Origin of the sequence: Streptomyces klenkii, from assembly GCF_003626645.1 — a bacterium.
Taxonomy (GTDB): domain Bacteria; phylum Actinomycetota; class Actinomycetes; order Streptomycetales; family Streptomycetaceae; genus Streptomyces; species Streptomyces klenkii.
On the sequence record NZ_RBAM01000001.1, the window covers coordinates 427566 to 442305 of the forward strand.

15 protein-coding genes are annotated in these 14740 nt (G+C 71.7%); 4 read left to right on the top strand and 11 right to left on the bottom strand.

What is annotated here, in order from left to right; all coding sequences use genetic code 11:
• The first annotated feature begins 51 nt into the window (after positions 1 to 51).
• Entirely contained in the window at positions 52 to 1527 is a 1476-nt protein-coding gene (locus tag D7231_RS01460) for a dihydrolipoyl dehydrogenase family protein (protein WP_120753042.1), read from the top strand.
• A 24-nt stretch (positions 1528 to 1551) separates the two neighbouring features.
• On the opposite strand, the gene D7231_RS01465 is transcribed toward D7231_RS01460, so the two are convergent.
• Positions 1552 to 2319, bottom strand: a complete 768-nt coding sequence (locus D7231_RS01465; protein ID WP_120753043.1) for a TioE family transcriptional regulator — start codon at positions 2317 to 2319, stop codon at positions 1552 to 1554.
• A 58-nt stretch (positions 2320 to 2377) separates the two neighbouring features.
• Here D7231_RS01465 and D7231_RS01470 point away from each other — a divergent pair, with 58 nt between their 5' ends.
• A complete protein-coding gene (locus D7231_RS01470; RefSeq protein WP_120753044.1) occupies positions 2378 to 3598 on the top strand; it encodes an erythromycin esterase family protein in 1221 nt (406 codons plus the stop codon).
• Between the two features lie 68 nt (positions 3599 to 3666).
• On the opposite strand, the gene D7231_RS01475 is transcribed toward D7231_RS01470, so the two are convergent.
• Entirely contained in the window at positions 3667 to 4506 is an 840-nt protein-coding gene (locus tag D7231_RS01475) for an SAM-dependent methyltransferase (RefSeq protein WP_120753045.1), read from the bottom strand.
• A gap of 204 nt (positions 4507 to 4710) precedes the next feature.
• Here D7231_RS01475 and D7231_RS01480 point away from each other — a divergent pair, with 204 nt between their 5' ends.
• Complete coding sequence (locus tag D7231_RS01480; RefSeq protein WP_120753046.1) at positions 4711 to 5112, top strand: DUF3592 domain-containing protein; 402 nt, start codon at positions 4711 to 4713, stop codon at positions 5110 to 5112.
• An 88-nt stretch (positions 5113 to 5200) separates the two neighbouring features.
• Here D7231_RS01480 and D7231_RS01485 read toward each other — a convergent pair whose 3' ends face one another.
• Both D7231_RS01485 and D7231_RS01490 read right to left on the bottom strand, forming a co-directional pair.
• Complete coding sequence (locus D7231_RS01485) at positions 5201 to 6058, bottom strand: NmrA family NAD(P)-binding protein (protein ID WP_120753047.1); 858 nt, start codon at positions 6056 to 6058, stop codon at positions 5201 to 5203.
• Between the two features lie 14 nt (positions 6059 to 6072).
• A complete protein-coding gene (locus D7231_RS01490; protein WP_120753048.1) occupies positions 6073 to 6501 on the bottom strand; it encodes a nuclear transport factor 2 family protein in 429 nt (142 codons plus the stop codon).
• A 103-nt stretch (positions 6502 to 6604) separates the two neighbouring features.
• Between D7231_RS01490 and D7231_RS01495 the strand changes: the two genes are divergently transcribed.
• Positions 6605 to 7219, top strand: a complete 615-nt coding sequence (locus D7231_RS01495) for a TetR/AcrR family transcriptional regulator (protein WP_120753049.1) — start codon at positions 6605 to 6607, stop codon at positions 7217 to 7219.
• 45 nt (positions 7220 to 7264) lie between these two features.
• Here D7231_RS01495 and D7231_RS01500 read toward each other — a convergent pair whose 3' ends face one another.
• The 7 genes from D7231_RS01500 to D7231_RS01530 all read right to left on the bottom strand — a co-directional run bounded on the left by D7231_RS01500 (position 7265) and on the right by D7231_RS01530 (position 14251).
• Entirely contained in the window at positions 7265 to 8230 is a 966-nt protein-coding gene (locus tag D7231_RS01500) for an SDR family NAD(P)-dependent oxidoreductase (RefSeq protein ID WP_120753050.1), read from the bottom strand.
• A 225-nt stretch (positions 8231 to 8455) separates the two neighbouring features.
• Positions 8456 to 9184 (bottom strand): alpha/beta fold hydrolase, encoded by a 729-nt coding sequence (locus D7231_RS01505; RefSeq protein ID WP_120753051.1) that lies wholly within the window; start codon positions 9182 to 9184, stop codon positions 8456 to 8458.
• 47 nt (positions 9185 to 9231) lie between these two features.
• On the bottom strand, positions 9232 to 10221 hold the full coding sequence (locus tag D7231_RS01510) for a zinc-dependent alcohol dehydrogenase family protein (protein WP_120753052.1): 990 nt from the start codon (positions 10219 to 10221) through the stop codon (positions 9232 to 9234).
• Positions 10218 to 11075 (bottom strand): carbohydrate ABC transporter permease, encoded by an 858-nt coding sequence (locus tag D7231_RS01515; protein WP_120753053.1) that lies wholly within the window; start codon positions 11073 to 11075, stop codon positions 10218 to 10220. Before D7231_RS01515 ends, D7231_RS01510 begins: the two co-directional genes overlap by 4 nt.
• Positions 11072 to 12058, bottom strand: coding sequence for a carbohydrate ABC transporter permease (locus tag D7231_RS01520; protein WP_120753054.1), 987 nt, complete (start codon positions 12056 to 12058; stop codon positions 11072 to 11074). The genes D7231_RS01515 and D7231_RS01520 overlap by 4 nt, the downstream gene beginning before the upstream one ends.
• Positions 12055 to 13389: an ABC transporter substrate-binding protein gene (locus tag D7231_RS01525; RefSeq protein ID WP_120753384.1), complete on the bottom strand. Its 1335-nt coding sequence runs from the start codon at positions 13387 to 13389 to the stop codon at positions 12055 to 12057. The genes D7231_RS01520 and D7231_RS01525 overlap by 4 nt, the downstream gene beginning before the upstream one ends.
• 100 nt (positions 13390 to 13489) lie before the next feature.
• The gene (locus tag D7231_RS01530) at positions 13490 to 14251 is read right to left on the bottom strand and encodes a DeoR/GlpR family DNA-binding transcription regulator (RefSeq protein WP_120753055.1); all 762 of its coding nucleotides are present in this window, start codon (positions 14249 to 14251) and stop codon (positions 13490 to 13492) included.
• Between the last annotated feature and the right edge of the window lie 489 nt (positions 14252 to 14740).

Sequence of the window (14740 nt, forward strand, 5' to 3'; positions counted from 1 at the left end):
TCAGCCCTGAGCCCATGCGAGCGAGCGACGGAGCGAGGGAGCGAAGGAGCCATGGACGGAACACGTGAAGACCAGGGAAACGGCACGTACGACGTGGTCGTGCTGGGCGCCGGTCCGGTCGGCCAGAACGTTGCCGACCGCGCTCGCGCCGCCGGCCTCACCGTCGCCGTCGTCGAGCGGGAGCTCGTCGGCGGTGAATGCTCCTACTGGGCCTGCGTCCCCAGCAAGGCGCTGCTCCGGCCGGTCATCGCGGTCGCCGACGCCCGTCGCGTGGACGGTGCCCGGCAGGCGGTCACCGGCCGGCTCGACACCGCGGCGGTCTTCGCTCGCCGTAACTACTTCGTGTCCGGCTGGGACGACACCGGGCAGGCCGAGTGGGTCAAGTCCGTCGGCGCCGACCTCTTCCGCGGCCACGGCCGGCTCGACGGTCCCCGTCGTGTCACGGTCACCAGGGACGACGGCGCGCGGCACACCCTCACCGCCCGCCATGCAGTGGCCGTCGCCACCGGCAGCCGACCGCTGCTGCCCGGCATCGAGGGCATCGAGGAGGCCAGGCCCTGGACGAACCGTCAGGGCACCGACTCCGGCACGGTTCCCGGCCGGCTCGCCATCGTCGGCGGCGGCGGGGTCGGCATCGAGATGGCCACCCTCTGGCAGGGCCTGGGCTCCCAGGTCACCCTGATCGTGCGCCACGGCCTGATCCCCCGTATGGAACCCTTCGCGGGCGAGCTGGTCGCACGCGGCCTCACCGAGGCGGGCGCGGACGTACGGACCGGCGTGCAGGTGACCGGGCTGCGACGCCCGGACCCCGCCGGCCCCGTCACCGTCACCCTCGACGACGGCAGCGAGGTGGAGGTGGACGAAGTCATGTTCGCCACCGGCCGGACCCCCGCCACCGACGACATCGGCCTGGACAGCGTCGGCCTCGCCCCCGGCACCTGGCTGGACGTGGACACCACCTGCCTGGTCCGCGGCGTCGACGGTGCATGGCTCTACGCCCTCGGTGACGTCAACCACCGCGCTCTCCTCACCCACCAGGGCAAATACCAGGCGCGTACCGCGGGCGACGCCATCGCCGCCCGCGCCGCCGGCCGCCCCCTCGACGACGGCCCCTGGGGCGACCACGCCACCACCGCCGATCAGCACGCCGTCCCCCAGGTCTTCTTCACCGATCCCGAGGCGGCGGCCGTGGGCCTGACCTCCGAGCAGGCGGTCCGCGCCGGCCACCGGGTCAAGACCGTCGACACCGACTTCAACGCCGCCCAGGGCGCCGACCTCCACGCCGACCACTACCAGGGCCACGCCCGGATGGTCGTCGACCTGGACCGGGAGGTCCTGCTCGGGGTGACCTTCGTCGGCCCGGGGGTCAGCGAGCTCCTGCACTCGGCGACGATCGCCGTCGCCGGCGAGGTTCCGCTCAAACGGCTGCGGCACGCGGTGGCCTGCTTCCCGACCGTCAGCGAAATCTGGCTCGTGCTCCTCGCCGCCTATTTCCGGGACCGGGACCGGGACCGGGACCGGGGCTGAGGCGCTGAGCCGGCGGCCGGAGTCTCATCCGCGTTCGCGCAGGTACGCCTCCAGCTCGGCGGCCCCGGTCAGCATCGCCCGCCCGCGGGTGGACAGCCGGCCGCGCCAGTCGCGCAGGGCGGCCTCCAGCGGCTCCAGCCCGCCGGCCGCCCGCACCTGGGCGATCAGCGGGGCGATCTGCTCCAGCAGGTAGCCGCCCCGCCTGAGCTGGTGGGCCAGCCGGGCGTCCCGTACGTCGGCCTCGTCGTAGACGCGGTATCCGGTCAGCGGGTCGCGGCGCGGGCGTACCAGCCCGGCGCGCTCCCATTTGCGCAGCGTCGCGGGCCGGATGCCGAGCTTCTCCGCCAGCGGCCCGATGAACGTGCTGCCGGGCCCGGACGCCTCGATCGGCTCGGCCCCCGCACCGGGTTCGGCCCTCGCACCCGGTTCGGACGCCGTGGTCGGCCCCAGGTCGCGCAGGGAGCTCTCCACGGCCTGGAGGGTCCGGCGGTCGTCGAGGAGCTGGGCGTGGCTGACGTCGATGAGGTGGAACGCCTCATCGACCGCGCCCTCGTTCACGCCTCGCATGATCGACGTCGCCGTCGGGTGCCCGTGGCCGGGCACCAGGGCGAGGAACGCGCGAAGGGCCGCCGCGTGCAGCGGCGTATAGGTGCGGTAGCCGTGGGCGGTGCGACCGGCGGCCGGGAGGATGCCGGCCTCCTCGTAGTTCCTGACCGCCTGCGTGGACAGACCGTGCTCGCGCGCCAGATCAACCGGCCTGAGCTGCCTGCCCGTTTTAAGGTTTTGCCCCATAGCTCTGCCAATATCGCGGGAAAGTTTCAACCGAAAGTTCAACGATACCGTTGAATGCATGGCTACCGACATCAAAGACGCCGCCCATGCCGTCGACGCTGCCGGCATTATGAGGCTGCTCCCGACCCGGCCCCGGCTGCTGGCGCTGGGCGAGCCCACCCACCGCGAGGACGCTCTGCTCGACCTGCGCAACGAGCTCTTCCGGCAGCTCGTCCAGCTCGTCGAAGAGGAGGGCTACCGGACCATCGCGATCGAGATCGACTGCATGGCCGCCTTGGTGGTGGACGACTACGTCACCTCGGGCACGGGCACCCTCGACGAGGTCATGGAGTGCGGATTCAGCCACGGATGGGGCGCGTCCGCGGCCAACCGTGAGCTCGTGCGCTGGATGCGTGCCTACAACGACGGCCGGCCCGCGTCCGACCGGCTCCGCTTCGCCGGTTTCGACGGCCCGCTGGAGATCGCCGGCGCCGCGAGTCCCCGGCAGGCCCTCACCGCGCTCCACGCCTACCTCGCGGCCCGCGTGGCCGCGGACCTGCTCCCCTGCACCGCGGAAACGCTCGACCACCTGCTCGGCAGCGACGACCGGTGGACCAACCCCGCCGCGATGACGGACCCGTCCGAGTCCGTCGGGCAGTCGGCCGAGGCCGGTCAGTTGCGGCTGATCGCCGACGATCTGGTGGCGCTGCTCGACGCGCAGACGCCGCACCTGCTCGCGGCGGCCTCGCGGGAGGACTGGGACCGGGCGCGCCTGTACGGGCGCACCGCCACCGGCCTGCTGCGCTACCACCACTGGATGGCCGACACCTCACCGGCCCGCATGACGCGGCTGTGCGCGCTGCGGGATTTGATGATGGCCCACAACCTCCTTGCCATCGCCGCTCGGGGCCCGGCGTTCATCCACGCCCACAACTCCCATCTCCAGCGGGAGAAGAGCTCGATGCAGATGTGGCAGGGGCCGGTGGAGTGGTGGAGCGCTGGTGCGCTGGTGAGCGCCCGGCTCGGCGAGGACTACGCCTTCGTGTCCACGGCCGTCGGCACGATCCGGCACCAGGGCGTGGACACTCCGCCCCCGGACACCGTCGAAGGGGTCCTGTACGCGCTCCCGGAGGACCGCTGCGTCATCGACGCTCGGCGGTTGGCCGTCACCCTCGGCGATACGCGGCTCGTACGCCGCACATCCCCTTGGTTCGGCTACGCCTCGTTCGACCCGGCCCACCTGGCGGACAGTGACGGCATCGTGTTCGTCAAGGACGTCCCGCAGAGTCGCCGGAGCTGAGCTGAGCTGGGCTGGGCTGCAAGCTCGGTTCGGGCTCGCTTCCTTGCTCTGAGCTTCCCCAGCGGCTCTCACCGGCGGGCGTGGAAGATCCCCCAGGAGAGGAGGCCGTTCTCGCAGGCGTGAACCCACAGGGGCAGGTTCTTCCGCAGCCGTTCCACGTACTCCTCGCCGACGGTGCCGGTGAGTTCCTGGCCGCGCCGCTGCACCTCCTCGGTGAGGCGGGTGTAGTGCGGGAGCAGGTTCTCGCTCAGGTCGTCGAAGTGCACCTGTCCCAGCCCGAGTCCGGTGAGCTGTTCGCGGACGAAGTCCGGCGTGGCGAGGTCGGTGACGTGCAGCCGCTCGCACACCGGGCGCAGCGCGTCCTGGTGGGTGTCGCCGGCCGCCATGACGTCGGTGAGGACGAGGCCGCCACCAGGGGCGAGGACGCGTACGGCCTCCGCGAGCATGTGCGCCCGGTCGCCGCTGTGCACGAGCGCTTCCTGGGTCCAGACGACGTCGAACCGTCCGTCCGGCGCGGGGATGTCGTGGAAGGATCCGGCGACGACGTCGATGAGGGTGTCGAGACCGTGGCGGGTGTTGAGCTCGCGGTGCCGCCGGTTCTGTACGTCGCTGATGTTGAGCGCGACGATGCGGCAGCCGTAGGTCCGGGCGAGGTGGCGGGCCGCGCCGCCGTAGCCCGAGCCGAGGTCGAGAACGGTGCGGCCAGGGCCGAGGAGGTCGGCCACCCGGGCGGCCACTTGGGCGTCGGTGCGCTGGGTCGCCCGGAGGACCGGCTCGTCGGGGTGCTCGTAAATGCCGGTGTGGATGTCCTCGCCGCCCCACACGGAGGAGTAGAAGCCGTCGACGTCGGCGGAGTTGTAGTACGCACGGGCTGTGTTCGCTGCGTGCACGGTCGTGTCATCACCCATGCCGCAATCTTCTGCACCGCTCAGGGGGCGCAAACCTCAGGCACGGTCATGCCATCCGTTGTGGTGGAGCGCGGTCGAAGCCGCCGAGTGCCGTCCCCTCCCGTCCCCTCCCGACCCGTTTCGTGAACCGGACGTCGCCCCGCCGCGTCCTCCCGAGGTGACGGCGAAGCCAGGCGTGCGTCACGCGGAGGGGGCGGGTGCCGGATGTCGGGTGAAGTGGCAGGGGGCGTGCTGTGCGCCCTCGCGGGTCTGGTGTGCCTGTGGGCGGGTGTCCGCGAGTGGCGGTTGCTGAGCCGGCTGCGGCGGTACGGGGTGCACGCCGAGGGCGTGGTGGTCGGCCGGGAGCGCCTCGCGTCGGACGATCCGTGGACGCCGGTGATCGAGTACGCCGACGGGCAGGGGCTGCGTACCCGGTTCCGGCCCCAGGTGACCGGCACGGGCCTCGGGCTGGACATCGGGGCCCACGTGCCGGTCGTGTACCTGCCCGAGCGGCCTGAAACGGCCCGGTTGTTCACCAAGAGGCACCGCGCGATGGCTGTCGTCGGCCTGTTGATCGGCGGGACGGTGTTCCTCGGTGTCGCGGTCCTGATCGCCCTGACCCGTTGACCCGTTGACCCGTTGGCCTGCCCTGGCGACCGTCCTCGCCTACCGGGTCGGGTTACCGGGCCGGGCCGGCCTCCGGAGCCGCCTGAGATCAAGGAGCCGCCCGAAGCGGCAGCAACTCCCGTTCGGCGACCGACCGGAAACCGTGCGGCGGGCGGCCGGTGATGCGTTGGACCGTGTCGGTGACGCGGTTCTCGGCTCCCTCGGCGATCGCGCGGTCCATGCCCGCCAGCATGGTGGCGAACTCCAGCGGTATGGCTGCGGCCAGGCGGTCCCGCATCTGTTCGTACGACAGGGGCCGGTGGACCACGGGGCGGCCGGTGACCTCGGTGACGATCGCGGCGATGTCGTCGTAGCTGAGCGCCTGCGGGCCGGTCAGGACCAGGTCGGTGTCGGGGGAGTGGTCGTCGGTCAGGGCGTGCGCGGCGACGGCGGCGATGTCGTCGGCGTCGACGAACCCGACCCGGCCCGTCCCGGCCGCGGTCATGATGACGCCGTCCTTGCGGATGCTGTCGGCGTGGGCGTGCGCGCCGGTGAAGTTCTGCATGAACCAGGAAGGCCGCAGGACCGCCCACTCGTCGAACAGCCCGGGCAGGGCCTGGTGCACCATCCCCACCGCCGGGCCGCCCTCGGCGATGGCGGAGGAGCTGAGGAGTACGGCGCGGCGTACGCCGGCGGCGCGGGCCTGGTGGAGGAAGGGCAGCATGACCGCGGCCGGGTCGGAGTCGCCGATGGGCGGTACGAGGTAGACGCGGTCGGCGCCGGTGAGGGCGTCGCCGAAGGTGGCGGGGTCGTACCAGTCGAAGCGGACCGGTTCCGCGCCCGGGAGCGAGGCGCCCCGGCGGCCGGCGGCCCTGACGCGGTGACCGGCGGCGATCAACTGCGCGGCGGTACGGCTGCCGGTGGTTCCGGTGGCGCCGACGACGAGGATGGTGCCGGTGAGGGGCATCGGGCGCCTGAGGGTCATCGGGCGCCGCCCGTGGCGAAGCCCGTGCCGGGCGCCTGGACGGCGAGGGGGTTCCAGTAGTCGCGGTAGGACGTGAAGCGTCCGTCCTGGACGGTCACGACGGCGATGTAGGTCATGTCGAAGGAGTCGCCCGTCTTGACCATGCGGCCCACGCCGCGCATCTCGACCACGATGGTCGCCGGGTCGGTGGTCTCGTGGATCCGCAGGTCGGGGAAGTCGTGCAGGTCGATGTGGTCGGGGTAGTCGCGCATGTAGGCGGCGATCGCGGTCCTGCCCTCCAGCCGGCCGGGCCGGCCCGGGGGAGCGAAGGGGAATTCCATGACGCCGTGCTCGGCCCACAGGCCGACCCACGCGGGAATGTCCTTCTCCAGGAGCAGGCGCAGGCTGTGGCGGTACAGCTCCGGCGGTGAGGTGCTTGCGGGCATGGTGGCTCTCCGTCCCGTACGATACGGACCAGCGGTCCGCTTCTTCTTCGAAAGATACGGACCGCCGGTCCGGATTGCAACTGGAGGAAGTGAGAGGCACCGCATGCCCGACCGCAAGCCACGTAAGGACGCGGCCCGTAACCGGGAGGCCGTCTTCGCGGCAGCCGACACCCTCTTCGCCCAGTGCCGCAGCCCCGAAGACGTGACCATGGCCGACATCGCGGCAGCGGCCGGCGTCGGCAAGGGAACCCTCTTCCGCGCCTTCGGCGATCGCACCGGACTCATCCGCGCGCTGTGCGAGGCCCGGCTCGAACCGATCAGGAACGCCATCGAGGAGGGCGCGCCGCCGCTGGGGCCCGCCACCCCGCCGCTCGAACGCGTGCCGGCCCTGCTTGACGCCGTCCTGTGCTTCAAGATCGACAACCGTCATCTCGCGCTGGCTCTGGAGGGAGCCGGAGCGGGCAGCCCCTACTCGGCGGAGCACTACGAGCATTGGCACGCACTGCTCCAGGGCCTGCTGGAACAGATCCCGGACCGGGCCGAAGCCGGCAGCGGCTTCACCGCCCACGCCCTGCTGGCCGCCACCCGGGCCGACCTCGTCGCGTACCTGGCGGGGGAGAAGGACGTGCCGCGCGAGGAACTGCGGGATCAGCTGGCGAACTTCACGGCCGCGGTCCTCGGTGCGGGTCCGCGGCGGGGCCCGGCTGCCGAAGGCTGACCACGGACCGTACGCGGCGCCGGACGCCTTCCTGCGTGTCCGGGATTACCCGGGGACGGCACAGGCGACGGTGCCGGGGTCGACGCCGGTCAGGTCACAGCTCGCGTCCCACAGCCGCGCTGCTACGGAGCTGTCGGTGAGGTGGTTCCACATCGGCTCACGTCGGGGCTCGCCGCGCAGGCCGAGGACGCGCGGCCCCCACAGCTGGCCGCCGAGCACGACCGGATCGAGCACCGCCCGGACCGCGGGCCACGCCCCGGCGTGCTTGCCCTGGACGAGGAGGGCCGCAGGTGCCGCGCTCAGCCGTGCGCCGGCCGTCCGGACGTGGATCGGCGGCCGTGAGGGGGTGAGGGAGTCCAGCGCGCCGCCGGGATGGACCACCACGCTCGCCACGGTGCTGCCGGCGGCGCGCAGGCGGCGGTCGAGTTCGACGCCGAAGTACATCTGTGCCAGCTTGGAGCGTCCGTAGGTGCGCTTGGGCCGGTAGTCCATCCGGGACTGGAGGTCGTCGAGGTCGAGCCGCTCGGACTTCGCCGCGAAGCTACCCATGCTGACGACGCGGGCCGCTGGAGCAGCCGACAGCAGCGGCATCAGCCACCGGGTCAACGCAAAGTGCCCGAGGTGGTTCGTGCCGAACATCAGCTCATGACCGTCCCCGGTCTCCTCGCGCGGTGGGTCGTCAAGCGCGACGCCGGCATTGTGGACCACCGCGTCGAGGCGTTCCACCTCCAGTGATTCCGCAACCGTTCGCAGCGACGAGAGGTCGGCGAGGTCCAGCCGTACGGTACGCACCCGCGCACCAGCAATACGCGCCCGTATCGAAGCAGTGGCGTCCGCGGCCTTCGCGGGATTCCGGCTGCCGAGTATGACGGTCGCTCCGGTTGCCGACAGCTGCTCCGCGACGAAGTACCCGATGCCGGCGTTGCCGCCGGTGACCAGGAAGACGCTGCCGTCGGCGCGCGGAAGCTGTTGGACGTTCCAGGGCGGGGTGGAGGGGACGGCGGACGACATCGCGACGGGACTCCCTTGCCGGTGAAGAGGTCTGCGGCTGCTTGCCGCCAACTCGACACCCACGGTGCCAGCGACCACCGACATGCCGCCCACAGACCACCGACGGTCCTGCCGGACGCCCGACATCCCATCAACACGGCGCCGGCCCCGTCGCCGCGGCGGCATGCCGGTGAACACCACGTCGGCCACCCGGAGCGCCCAAGGCCACCGGGCCGCCCGGCGGTCTCAGTCGTACACGGAGCCGTGAATTCCTGTTTGTTCGCGGAGTGTTTCGGCCACCTCGTCCGGGTGCGTGAGGATGGTTTCGTGCGTTCCCGGAACGAGGAGCGGGATCACACCGGCTCGTGCGGCGAGTTCGGTGCCCGGCACGTTGAGAGCGCGGTCGTCTTCGGCGAGAAGGTATGTGATCGGTACGTCCGCGGCGGCGAAGTCGACGACGTCTAAGGCGTCGAGCAGGTAGCCGCCGGGGTGCGGCACCAGGAGTTCGTGGACGAGACGCTGGAGATTCTCCGGTTCGCCCTGCATGAGTGATTCGCGGAAGGCAGGGAAGTCCACACTGATGGTGCGGTCCGGGGACGCCTCGATCGTCTCCCGTATATAGCGGCTGACATCAGGGCCCATCGCCTCTGCCATGGACTCACCGTCGCGCGGGACGAACGCGCTGACGAAGGCCATGGCCCGCAAGCGACCGGCCAGTCGCCGGGCGGCGCCGGCGATCGGGATGCCGCCCCAGCTGTGGCCGACCAGCACCACATCGGTCAAGTCCCGGCGTTCGACTTCAGCGATCAGGTACGCCACCGCGTCGGCCAACCGCAGGTCGCGCGGATTGTCACCCGGAGAGAGGCCGGGCATGGTCAGTGCAACGGCGCGGTGACCCGGGCCGGCCACGCGCTGTGCCACCGGATGCCATGACCAGCCGCCGTGCCAGGCTCCGGGCACGAAGACGTAATGCATCGGTGCTCCACCCCCATCCTCCGATCCTCCGAACCGCCGCCCCGAAGTCACGGCATGACGACGATCTTCTGGCCTTCGCCGGAGGCGAATCGCTCCGTGGCCTCGGCGTAGTGCTCCAGTGGCAGGCGGTGGGTGATGAACACCGCCGGGTCGAGGATGCCGGAGGCGAAGAGGCCGGCCGCGCGTTCGTAGCTGTGGAGCACCGCCATCGAGCCGGTGATGGTGATCTCCTGGTTGTAGATGCGGTACGGCTCGATGGTGGCGGTGGCCGCGTGCTCGCTGACGCCGAATTGCAGGAACGTGCCGCCCTTGGCGACCCGGCGCAGGCCGTCCTGGATGGCGGCCGCGTTGCCGGTGGCGTCGACCACGACGTCCCAGCCCCGCGGCTGGTCCAGCTCAAGGGCCGACGAGGCCGTGCGGGTGCAGCCCAGGGCGCCGGCGGTGGCGAGCCGGGCCGGGTTGATCTCCACGACGTCCACGGAAGCGGCCCCGGTGCGCTTGGCGAGCTCGAGCATCATCAGGCCCATCGTGCCCGCACCGTAGACGAGGACTTCGGCGCCGAGGTTGCTGCCGAGCACGTCGTAGCCGCGTACGGCACAGGAGAGCGGCTCGATCAGCGGTGCGTCGTGCGTGTCGACGTGCTCGGGCAGGCGCGCGCAGTTGGCGACGGGGGCGACGGCGTACTGGGCGGCGCCGCCCGGGACGGTGACGCCGAGCGCGCCCCGGCGGTCGCAGAGGTTGCCGCGGCCGAGGCGGCAGTACCGGCATTCGTGGCAGTAGAGCGAAGGGTCGACGGCCACCCGGTCGCCGACGGCGAGCTCGGTGACGCGCGCACCAAGGGCGACGACCTCCCCGGCGAACTCGTGCCCGGGCACGACGGGCAGCCGCGATCCGCACTCCCCGCGCAGGATGTGCAGGTCGGTGCCGCAGATGCCGCACGCGGCGACGCCGACCACCACCTCGCGGGGGCCGGGGGCCGGGTCGCTCAGCGTGGTGAGGCGGATCCGGCCGGGGGCTTCGATGACGACGGCCCTCATTTCACTGCTCCTAAGGAAAGGCCCTGGACGAGCTTGTCCTGGGCGGCGAGGCCGGCGGCCAGCACCGGCAGCGAGATGACGACCGAGGCGGCGCAGAGCTGGGCGAGGAACAGGCCTTCACCGGTGACGAACCCCGTCAGGAACACCGGAGCGGTCTGCGCGGTCACCGAGGTCAGCACCCGGGCGAAGAGCAGTTCGTTCCAGCTGAGGATGCAGCAGATCAGGGCGGTCGCGGCGAGGCCGGGAGCGATGACGGGAGCGAGGACGCGGGCGAGGACCGTGGGGAGCCGGGCCCCGTCGACGCGGGCGGCCTCGACGATGGAGGCGGGGACGTCGGCGAGGAAGGACTGCGTCATCCACACGGCGACCGGCAGGTTCATTGAGGTGTGGAGGACGACGAGCAGCCAGACGTTGTCGAGCAGGCCGGTCTTCCCGGCGAACACGTACACCGGCAGCAGACCGGCCACGACCGGCATCATCTTCGTCGAGAGGAAGAAGAACAGCGCGTCCCGCCAACCCCGTACGGGGCGGACGGACAGCGCGTAGGCGGCCGGCAGGGCCAGGAGCAGGACGAGCGCCGTCGATGTCACGGCGACCGTGGTCGAGTTGATCAGCGACGGCCAGGGGCTCGGGCCTCCTCCGGCGCCGAAGAACGAGCGGTAGCCGTCCAGGCCGAGCGGCGCGGTCACCGCGGGCGGATTGGCCGCCGCGTCGGTCTCGGAGTGCAGCGCCGTGAGGATCATCCAGGCCACGGGCAGGAAGAAGACGATGCCGGCCAGCCAGGCCAGCAGCCCCAGGAACATGCGCCGGTGGCGGCCGTGGCTGCGTGCGGGTTGGGCGGCGACGGCGGTCATCCGCGAGACGCCTCCCCCCGGAGCAGGGACGAGACGACGCGCAGCGCCACGGAGGCGATGACCAGGGAGCCGAGTACGGCGAGGACTCCCGCGGCGGACGCCTGACCGTACTCGTGAGCCTGGTAGAAGATCTGATAGATGGTGTACGGGAGGTTGGCGGTGCCCAGGCTCCCCGAGGTGATCGTGAACACCGCGTCGAAGTTCTGCACGATGTGGATCGAGCCCAGCAGCGCACCCAGCTCCAGATACCGGCGCAGATGAGGCAACGTCAGATAGCGGAAGATCTGCGCCTCGCTCGCGCCGTCCAGCCGGGCGGCCTCCGTTGCCTCGTACGGCCTGGAGCGCAGCCCGGCCAGCACGATCAGCATCATGAACGGGGTCCACTGCCAGACCAGCGCGGCTCCCACCGCGATGAGCGGGGCGGCGGAGACCCAGTCCGGCTGCGGCGCGCCGCCGTCGCCGAAGAGCCGGGACGCCCAGGCGAGCACACCGTTGAGCAGGCCGTACTCCGGGTTGAGGAGCAGGTGCTTCCACAGCAGCGCCGCCGCGACGGGCACCAGGAGGAACGGAGTGATCAGCATGGTGCGCACCAGCGCCCGGCCGGGGAAACGCCGGTCCAGCAGCAGCGCCAGCGCCAGGCCCAGGACCAGGGCGGCGGCGACCACGGAGGCCGTGAGGAGCGTAGTGGTGACGACCGCCTCTCGCACCGTGCTGTCGCCGAGCACGGTGGCGTAGTTGGCCAGGCCGGTGAAGCGCCGGCTGCCGGGGTGGAAGGAGTTCCAGTCGAAGAGGGACAGCACGAGGGTCGCGAGGAACGGCAGTTGAGTGACGGCGATGACGAAGACCAGGGCGGGCAGGAGCGGGGCGCGGACGGCCCAGGTGCTCGCTCGGCGGGCACGCGTACGGGTACGGGGCCGGCGTGCGGTGCGCCGCGGCCCGTCCCCTGCGCGGGCCGCGGCGTTCACCGTGCTGGGGGCGGTCATCGGCGCCGGTACCTCTCGCCGACCCGTTCCGCCATGCTCTGCGACTTCCGCAGGGCCGTGGCGACGGACTGCCGCCCGGAGATCGCGGCACTGATCTCCCGCGACACCTTGGTGCCCAGGTCGGAGAACTCCGGGATGCCGACGAACTGGATGCCCGGGGCGGGCCGGGGCTGGGTGCCCGGACGCCCGGGGTCGGTGGAGGCGATCGAGGCGCGCGTGACGTTCCAGAAGGCCGCGGCGGCCTGCCGGTACGGCCCGCTCTCGTACGTCGAGGCACGCTTGCCGGCCGGCACGCCCGCCCAGCCCGCCTCCCGGCCCACGAGCGCCTCGTACTCCTTGCCGGACGCCCAGGCGATGAACTTCCACGCCCGGTCAGGGACCTTGGACGCCTTCTGTAGGCCCCACGCCCACGTGTAGAGCCAGCCGGAGGCGGCGGTGCGCTCGACGGGGGCGGGTGCGTAGCCGATCCTGCCCCTCACCGGGGAACCGGCGGCCTCCAGCGGCCCCGCGGCGGCCGTCGCGTCGTACCACATCGCTGCCCTGCCCTGGATGACGCCGTTGAGGCACTCGGCGTAGCCGGCCTGGGCGGCGCCCTTCTCGCCGTGCTCGCGCACCAGACGGACGTAGAACTCGGTCGCCCGCACGAACTCCGGGGAGGTCAGCCGGGCCCGCCAGTCCTTGGTGAACCACGTCCCGCCGAAGGTGTTCACGACGGTGGTGAGCGGCGCGATCAGCTCGCCCCAGCCGGGCTGGCCCCGCAGGCAGATGCCCCGCATGCCCTTGCGCGCGCCGTCGACGGCGGCGGCCAGGTCCGCGACCTGCCGCCAGGTGGGGTGCGCGGGCATGGTCAGGCCCTGCTCGGCGAAGACGTCCTTGCGGTACATCAGGAAGGACGACTCGCCGTAGAACGGTACGGCGTAGAGCTTGCCGTCGGCGGCGGTCAGCGACCGGCGCACCGGTTCGAGGAGGTCGGCCCGGTCGAAGGCGCCGTCTTCGGCCGCGTACGTGTCGAGGGGGCGCAGCCAGCCGTTGCGGGCGTAGAAGGGAACCTCGAAGTTGCTGATGGTCGCCACGTCGTACTGGCCGGTCTGGTTGGCGAAGTCCTGCCCCGCCTTGTCCCGGGTGTCGTTCTCGGGCAGTGTCGTGAAGTTCACCTCGATGCCGGTCTCCTTCGTGAAGTGGTCCGCGGTGAGCTTGCGCAGCTCGACCATCTGAGGGTTATTGACCATGAGGACGCTGACGGAGCCGGCCCGGGACGAGGCGGCTCCGCCCGCGCCGGCGCAACCTGAGAGGAGCCCGGCGACCACTGCTGATGCGATCACCGACGCCATCGCCGACGTCACTGCCGAGGCCGTCGCCGCGCGGAGGCGTACGGTCCTGGGCCCCCGGCCGGCTCCCGGTCTCCCGGCTCCCTGTCTCCCCGGGGCCGGTTCACACCCTGATGACCTGGGGGCCCATGAGGGAGTAGCGATGGGCCTCCGCCAGCGGCAGCGCCGTGTCAGTGATGATCGTTTCAAAGTCGGACACCTCCGCGAACCGGCAGAAGCTGCCGGCCCCGAACTTGGTGTGCACACCGGCGAACACCCGCCGCCGCGACACCCGGACGGCCTGCGCCTTGACCTCGCTGACCACGGGGTCGGGCGTGGTCAGCCCGTGCTCACGGGAGATGCCGTTGGCGCCGATGAACGCCAGATCGATCACGAACCCGGACAGCATGTGCGTGGCCCAGTGCCCGACGGTGGCCACGGTGCCGCCGCGGACCCGGCCGCCGAGCAGCAGCACGGTGATCGCATCTGCCTTCGCCAGCGAGGTCGCCGTCGCGAGGGACGCGGTCACCACGGTGAGGGGGCGGCCGCGCGGCAGGGCCTGGGCGATGAGCTGGGGAGTGAAGCCCTCGTCGACGAAGAGCGTCTCCGCGTCGCCCACCAGCTCCCCGGCGGCGGCCGCGATGCGCTGCTTCTCCGGGACGTACCGCGTGGTGCGGAAGTCCAGGGTGGTCTCGTAACCCGCGCTCTCGACGGGATACGCCCCGCCGTGCGTGCGCCGGACCAGCCCGTGCCGCTCCAGGACGCGCAGGTCCCGGCGGACCGTCTCCCTCGCCACGCCGAAGTCGGCGGAAAGCTTGCTGACATCCACGGAACCGGTCCGGCGGGCCAGTTCCAGGATTCCCCTGCGGCGTTCCTCCGCGTCCATGGCACGCCCCTGTCCGTCTGTGGTGGTGCCACGATGCCCGTACGGGCTTCCGAGTGTGTTCTACAAGCGCCCGGGCCTCGTGGCCATGCCCGTCACGGCACTCTTCGTGCCCGGAAGTGCCCGTTGCAGAACGTGGTTGCGGGACGTGGGTGGCGGCGCGGAGGCGTGCGAAAGGGCCCTTGCCGAGTCGCGGGGAGCGCCCGGATCCGCCTCGGCGGCGGCCCGTTTCGTGGCTGTCCCCCTCATTCCGCTTGCGCGCCGCCAGGCCCTCCGTGACGGGGATCGGGATCCGTACCCGTATCACCATGCGCTATATGGCAATCCGCACCCGTGACGTGGCCGGTCCGCACCCGTGACTTGGTGGTGAATTTGCCCTACTCGTACCGTGTCAGTGGTTTCGCTCTCTGCTCATGGCGAGCATGGCCGGTATTCGCGCGAGCGGGTCCGTGCCCAAACCAGGCGGATCGCCCGGGCTAAGTCTTGTCATTT

Excerpts from the sequence above, each read along its gene's own strand:
- D7231_RS01460 (WP_120753042.1), top strand. The coding sequence starts at position 52 with ATGGACGGAACACGTGAAGACCAGGGAAACGGCACGTACGACGTGGTC.
- D7231_RS01500 (WP_120753050.1), bottom strand. The coding sequence starts at position 8,230 with ATGTCGTCCGCCGTCCCCTCCACCCCGCCCTGGAACGTCCAACAGCTT.
- D7231_RS01515 (WP_120753053.1), bottom strand. The coding sequence starts at position 11,075 with ATGACCGCCGTCGCCGCCCAACCCGCACGCAGCCACGGCCGCCACCGG.
- D7231_RS01470 (WP_120753044.1), top strand. The coding sequence starts at position 2,378 with ATGGCTACCGACATCAAAGACGCCGCCCATGCCGTCGACGCTGCCGGC.
- D7231_RS01520 (WP_120753054.1), bottom strand. The coding sequence starts at position 12,058 with ATGACCGCCCCCAGCACGGTGAACGCCGCGGCCCGCGCAGGGGACGGG.
- D7231_RS01530 (WP_120753055.1), bottom strand. The coding sequence starts at position 14,251 with ATGGACGCGGAGGAACGCCGCAGGGGAATCCTGGAACTGGCCCGCCGG.
- D7231_RS01490 (WP_120753048.1), bottom strand. The coding sequence starts at position 6,501 with ATGCCCGCAAGCACCTCACCGCCGGAGCTGTACCGCCACAGCCTGCGC.
- D7231_RS01485 (WP_120753047.1), bottom strand. The coding sequence starts at position 6,058 with ATGCCCCTCACCGGCACCATCCTCGTCGTCGGCGCCACCGGAACCACC.
- D7231_RS01465 (WP_120753043.1), bottom strand. The coding sequence starts at position 2,319 with ATGGGGCAAAACCTTAAAACGGGCAGGCAGCTCAGGCCGGTTGATCTG.
- D7231_RS01505 (WP_120753051.1), bottom strand. The coding sequence starts at position 9,184 with ATGCATTACGTCTTCGTGCCCGGAGCCTGGCACGGCGGCTGGTCATGG.
- D7231_RS01495 (WP_120753049.1), top strand. The coding sequence starts at position 6,605 with ATGCCCGACCGCAAGCCACGTAAGGACGCGGCCCGTAACCGGGAGGCC.
- D7231_RS01475 (WP_120753045.1), bottom strand. The coding sequence starts at position 4,506 with ATGGGTGATGACACGACCGTGCACGCAGCGAACACAGCCCGTGCGTAC.
- D7231_RS01525 (WP_120753384.1), bottom strand. The coding sequence starts at position 13,389 with ATGGCGTCGGTGATCGCATCAGCAGTGGTCGCCGGGCTCCTCTCAGGT.
- D7231_RS01510 (WP_120753052.1), bottom strand. The coding sequence starts at position 10,221 with ATGAGGGCCGTCGTCATCGAAGCCCCCGGCCGGATCCGCCTCACCACG.
- D7231_RS01480 (WP_120753046.1), top strand. The coding sequence starts at position 4,711 with ATGTCGGGTGAAGTGGCAGGGGGCGTGCTGTGCGCCCTCGCGGGTCTG.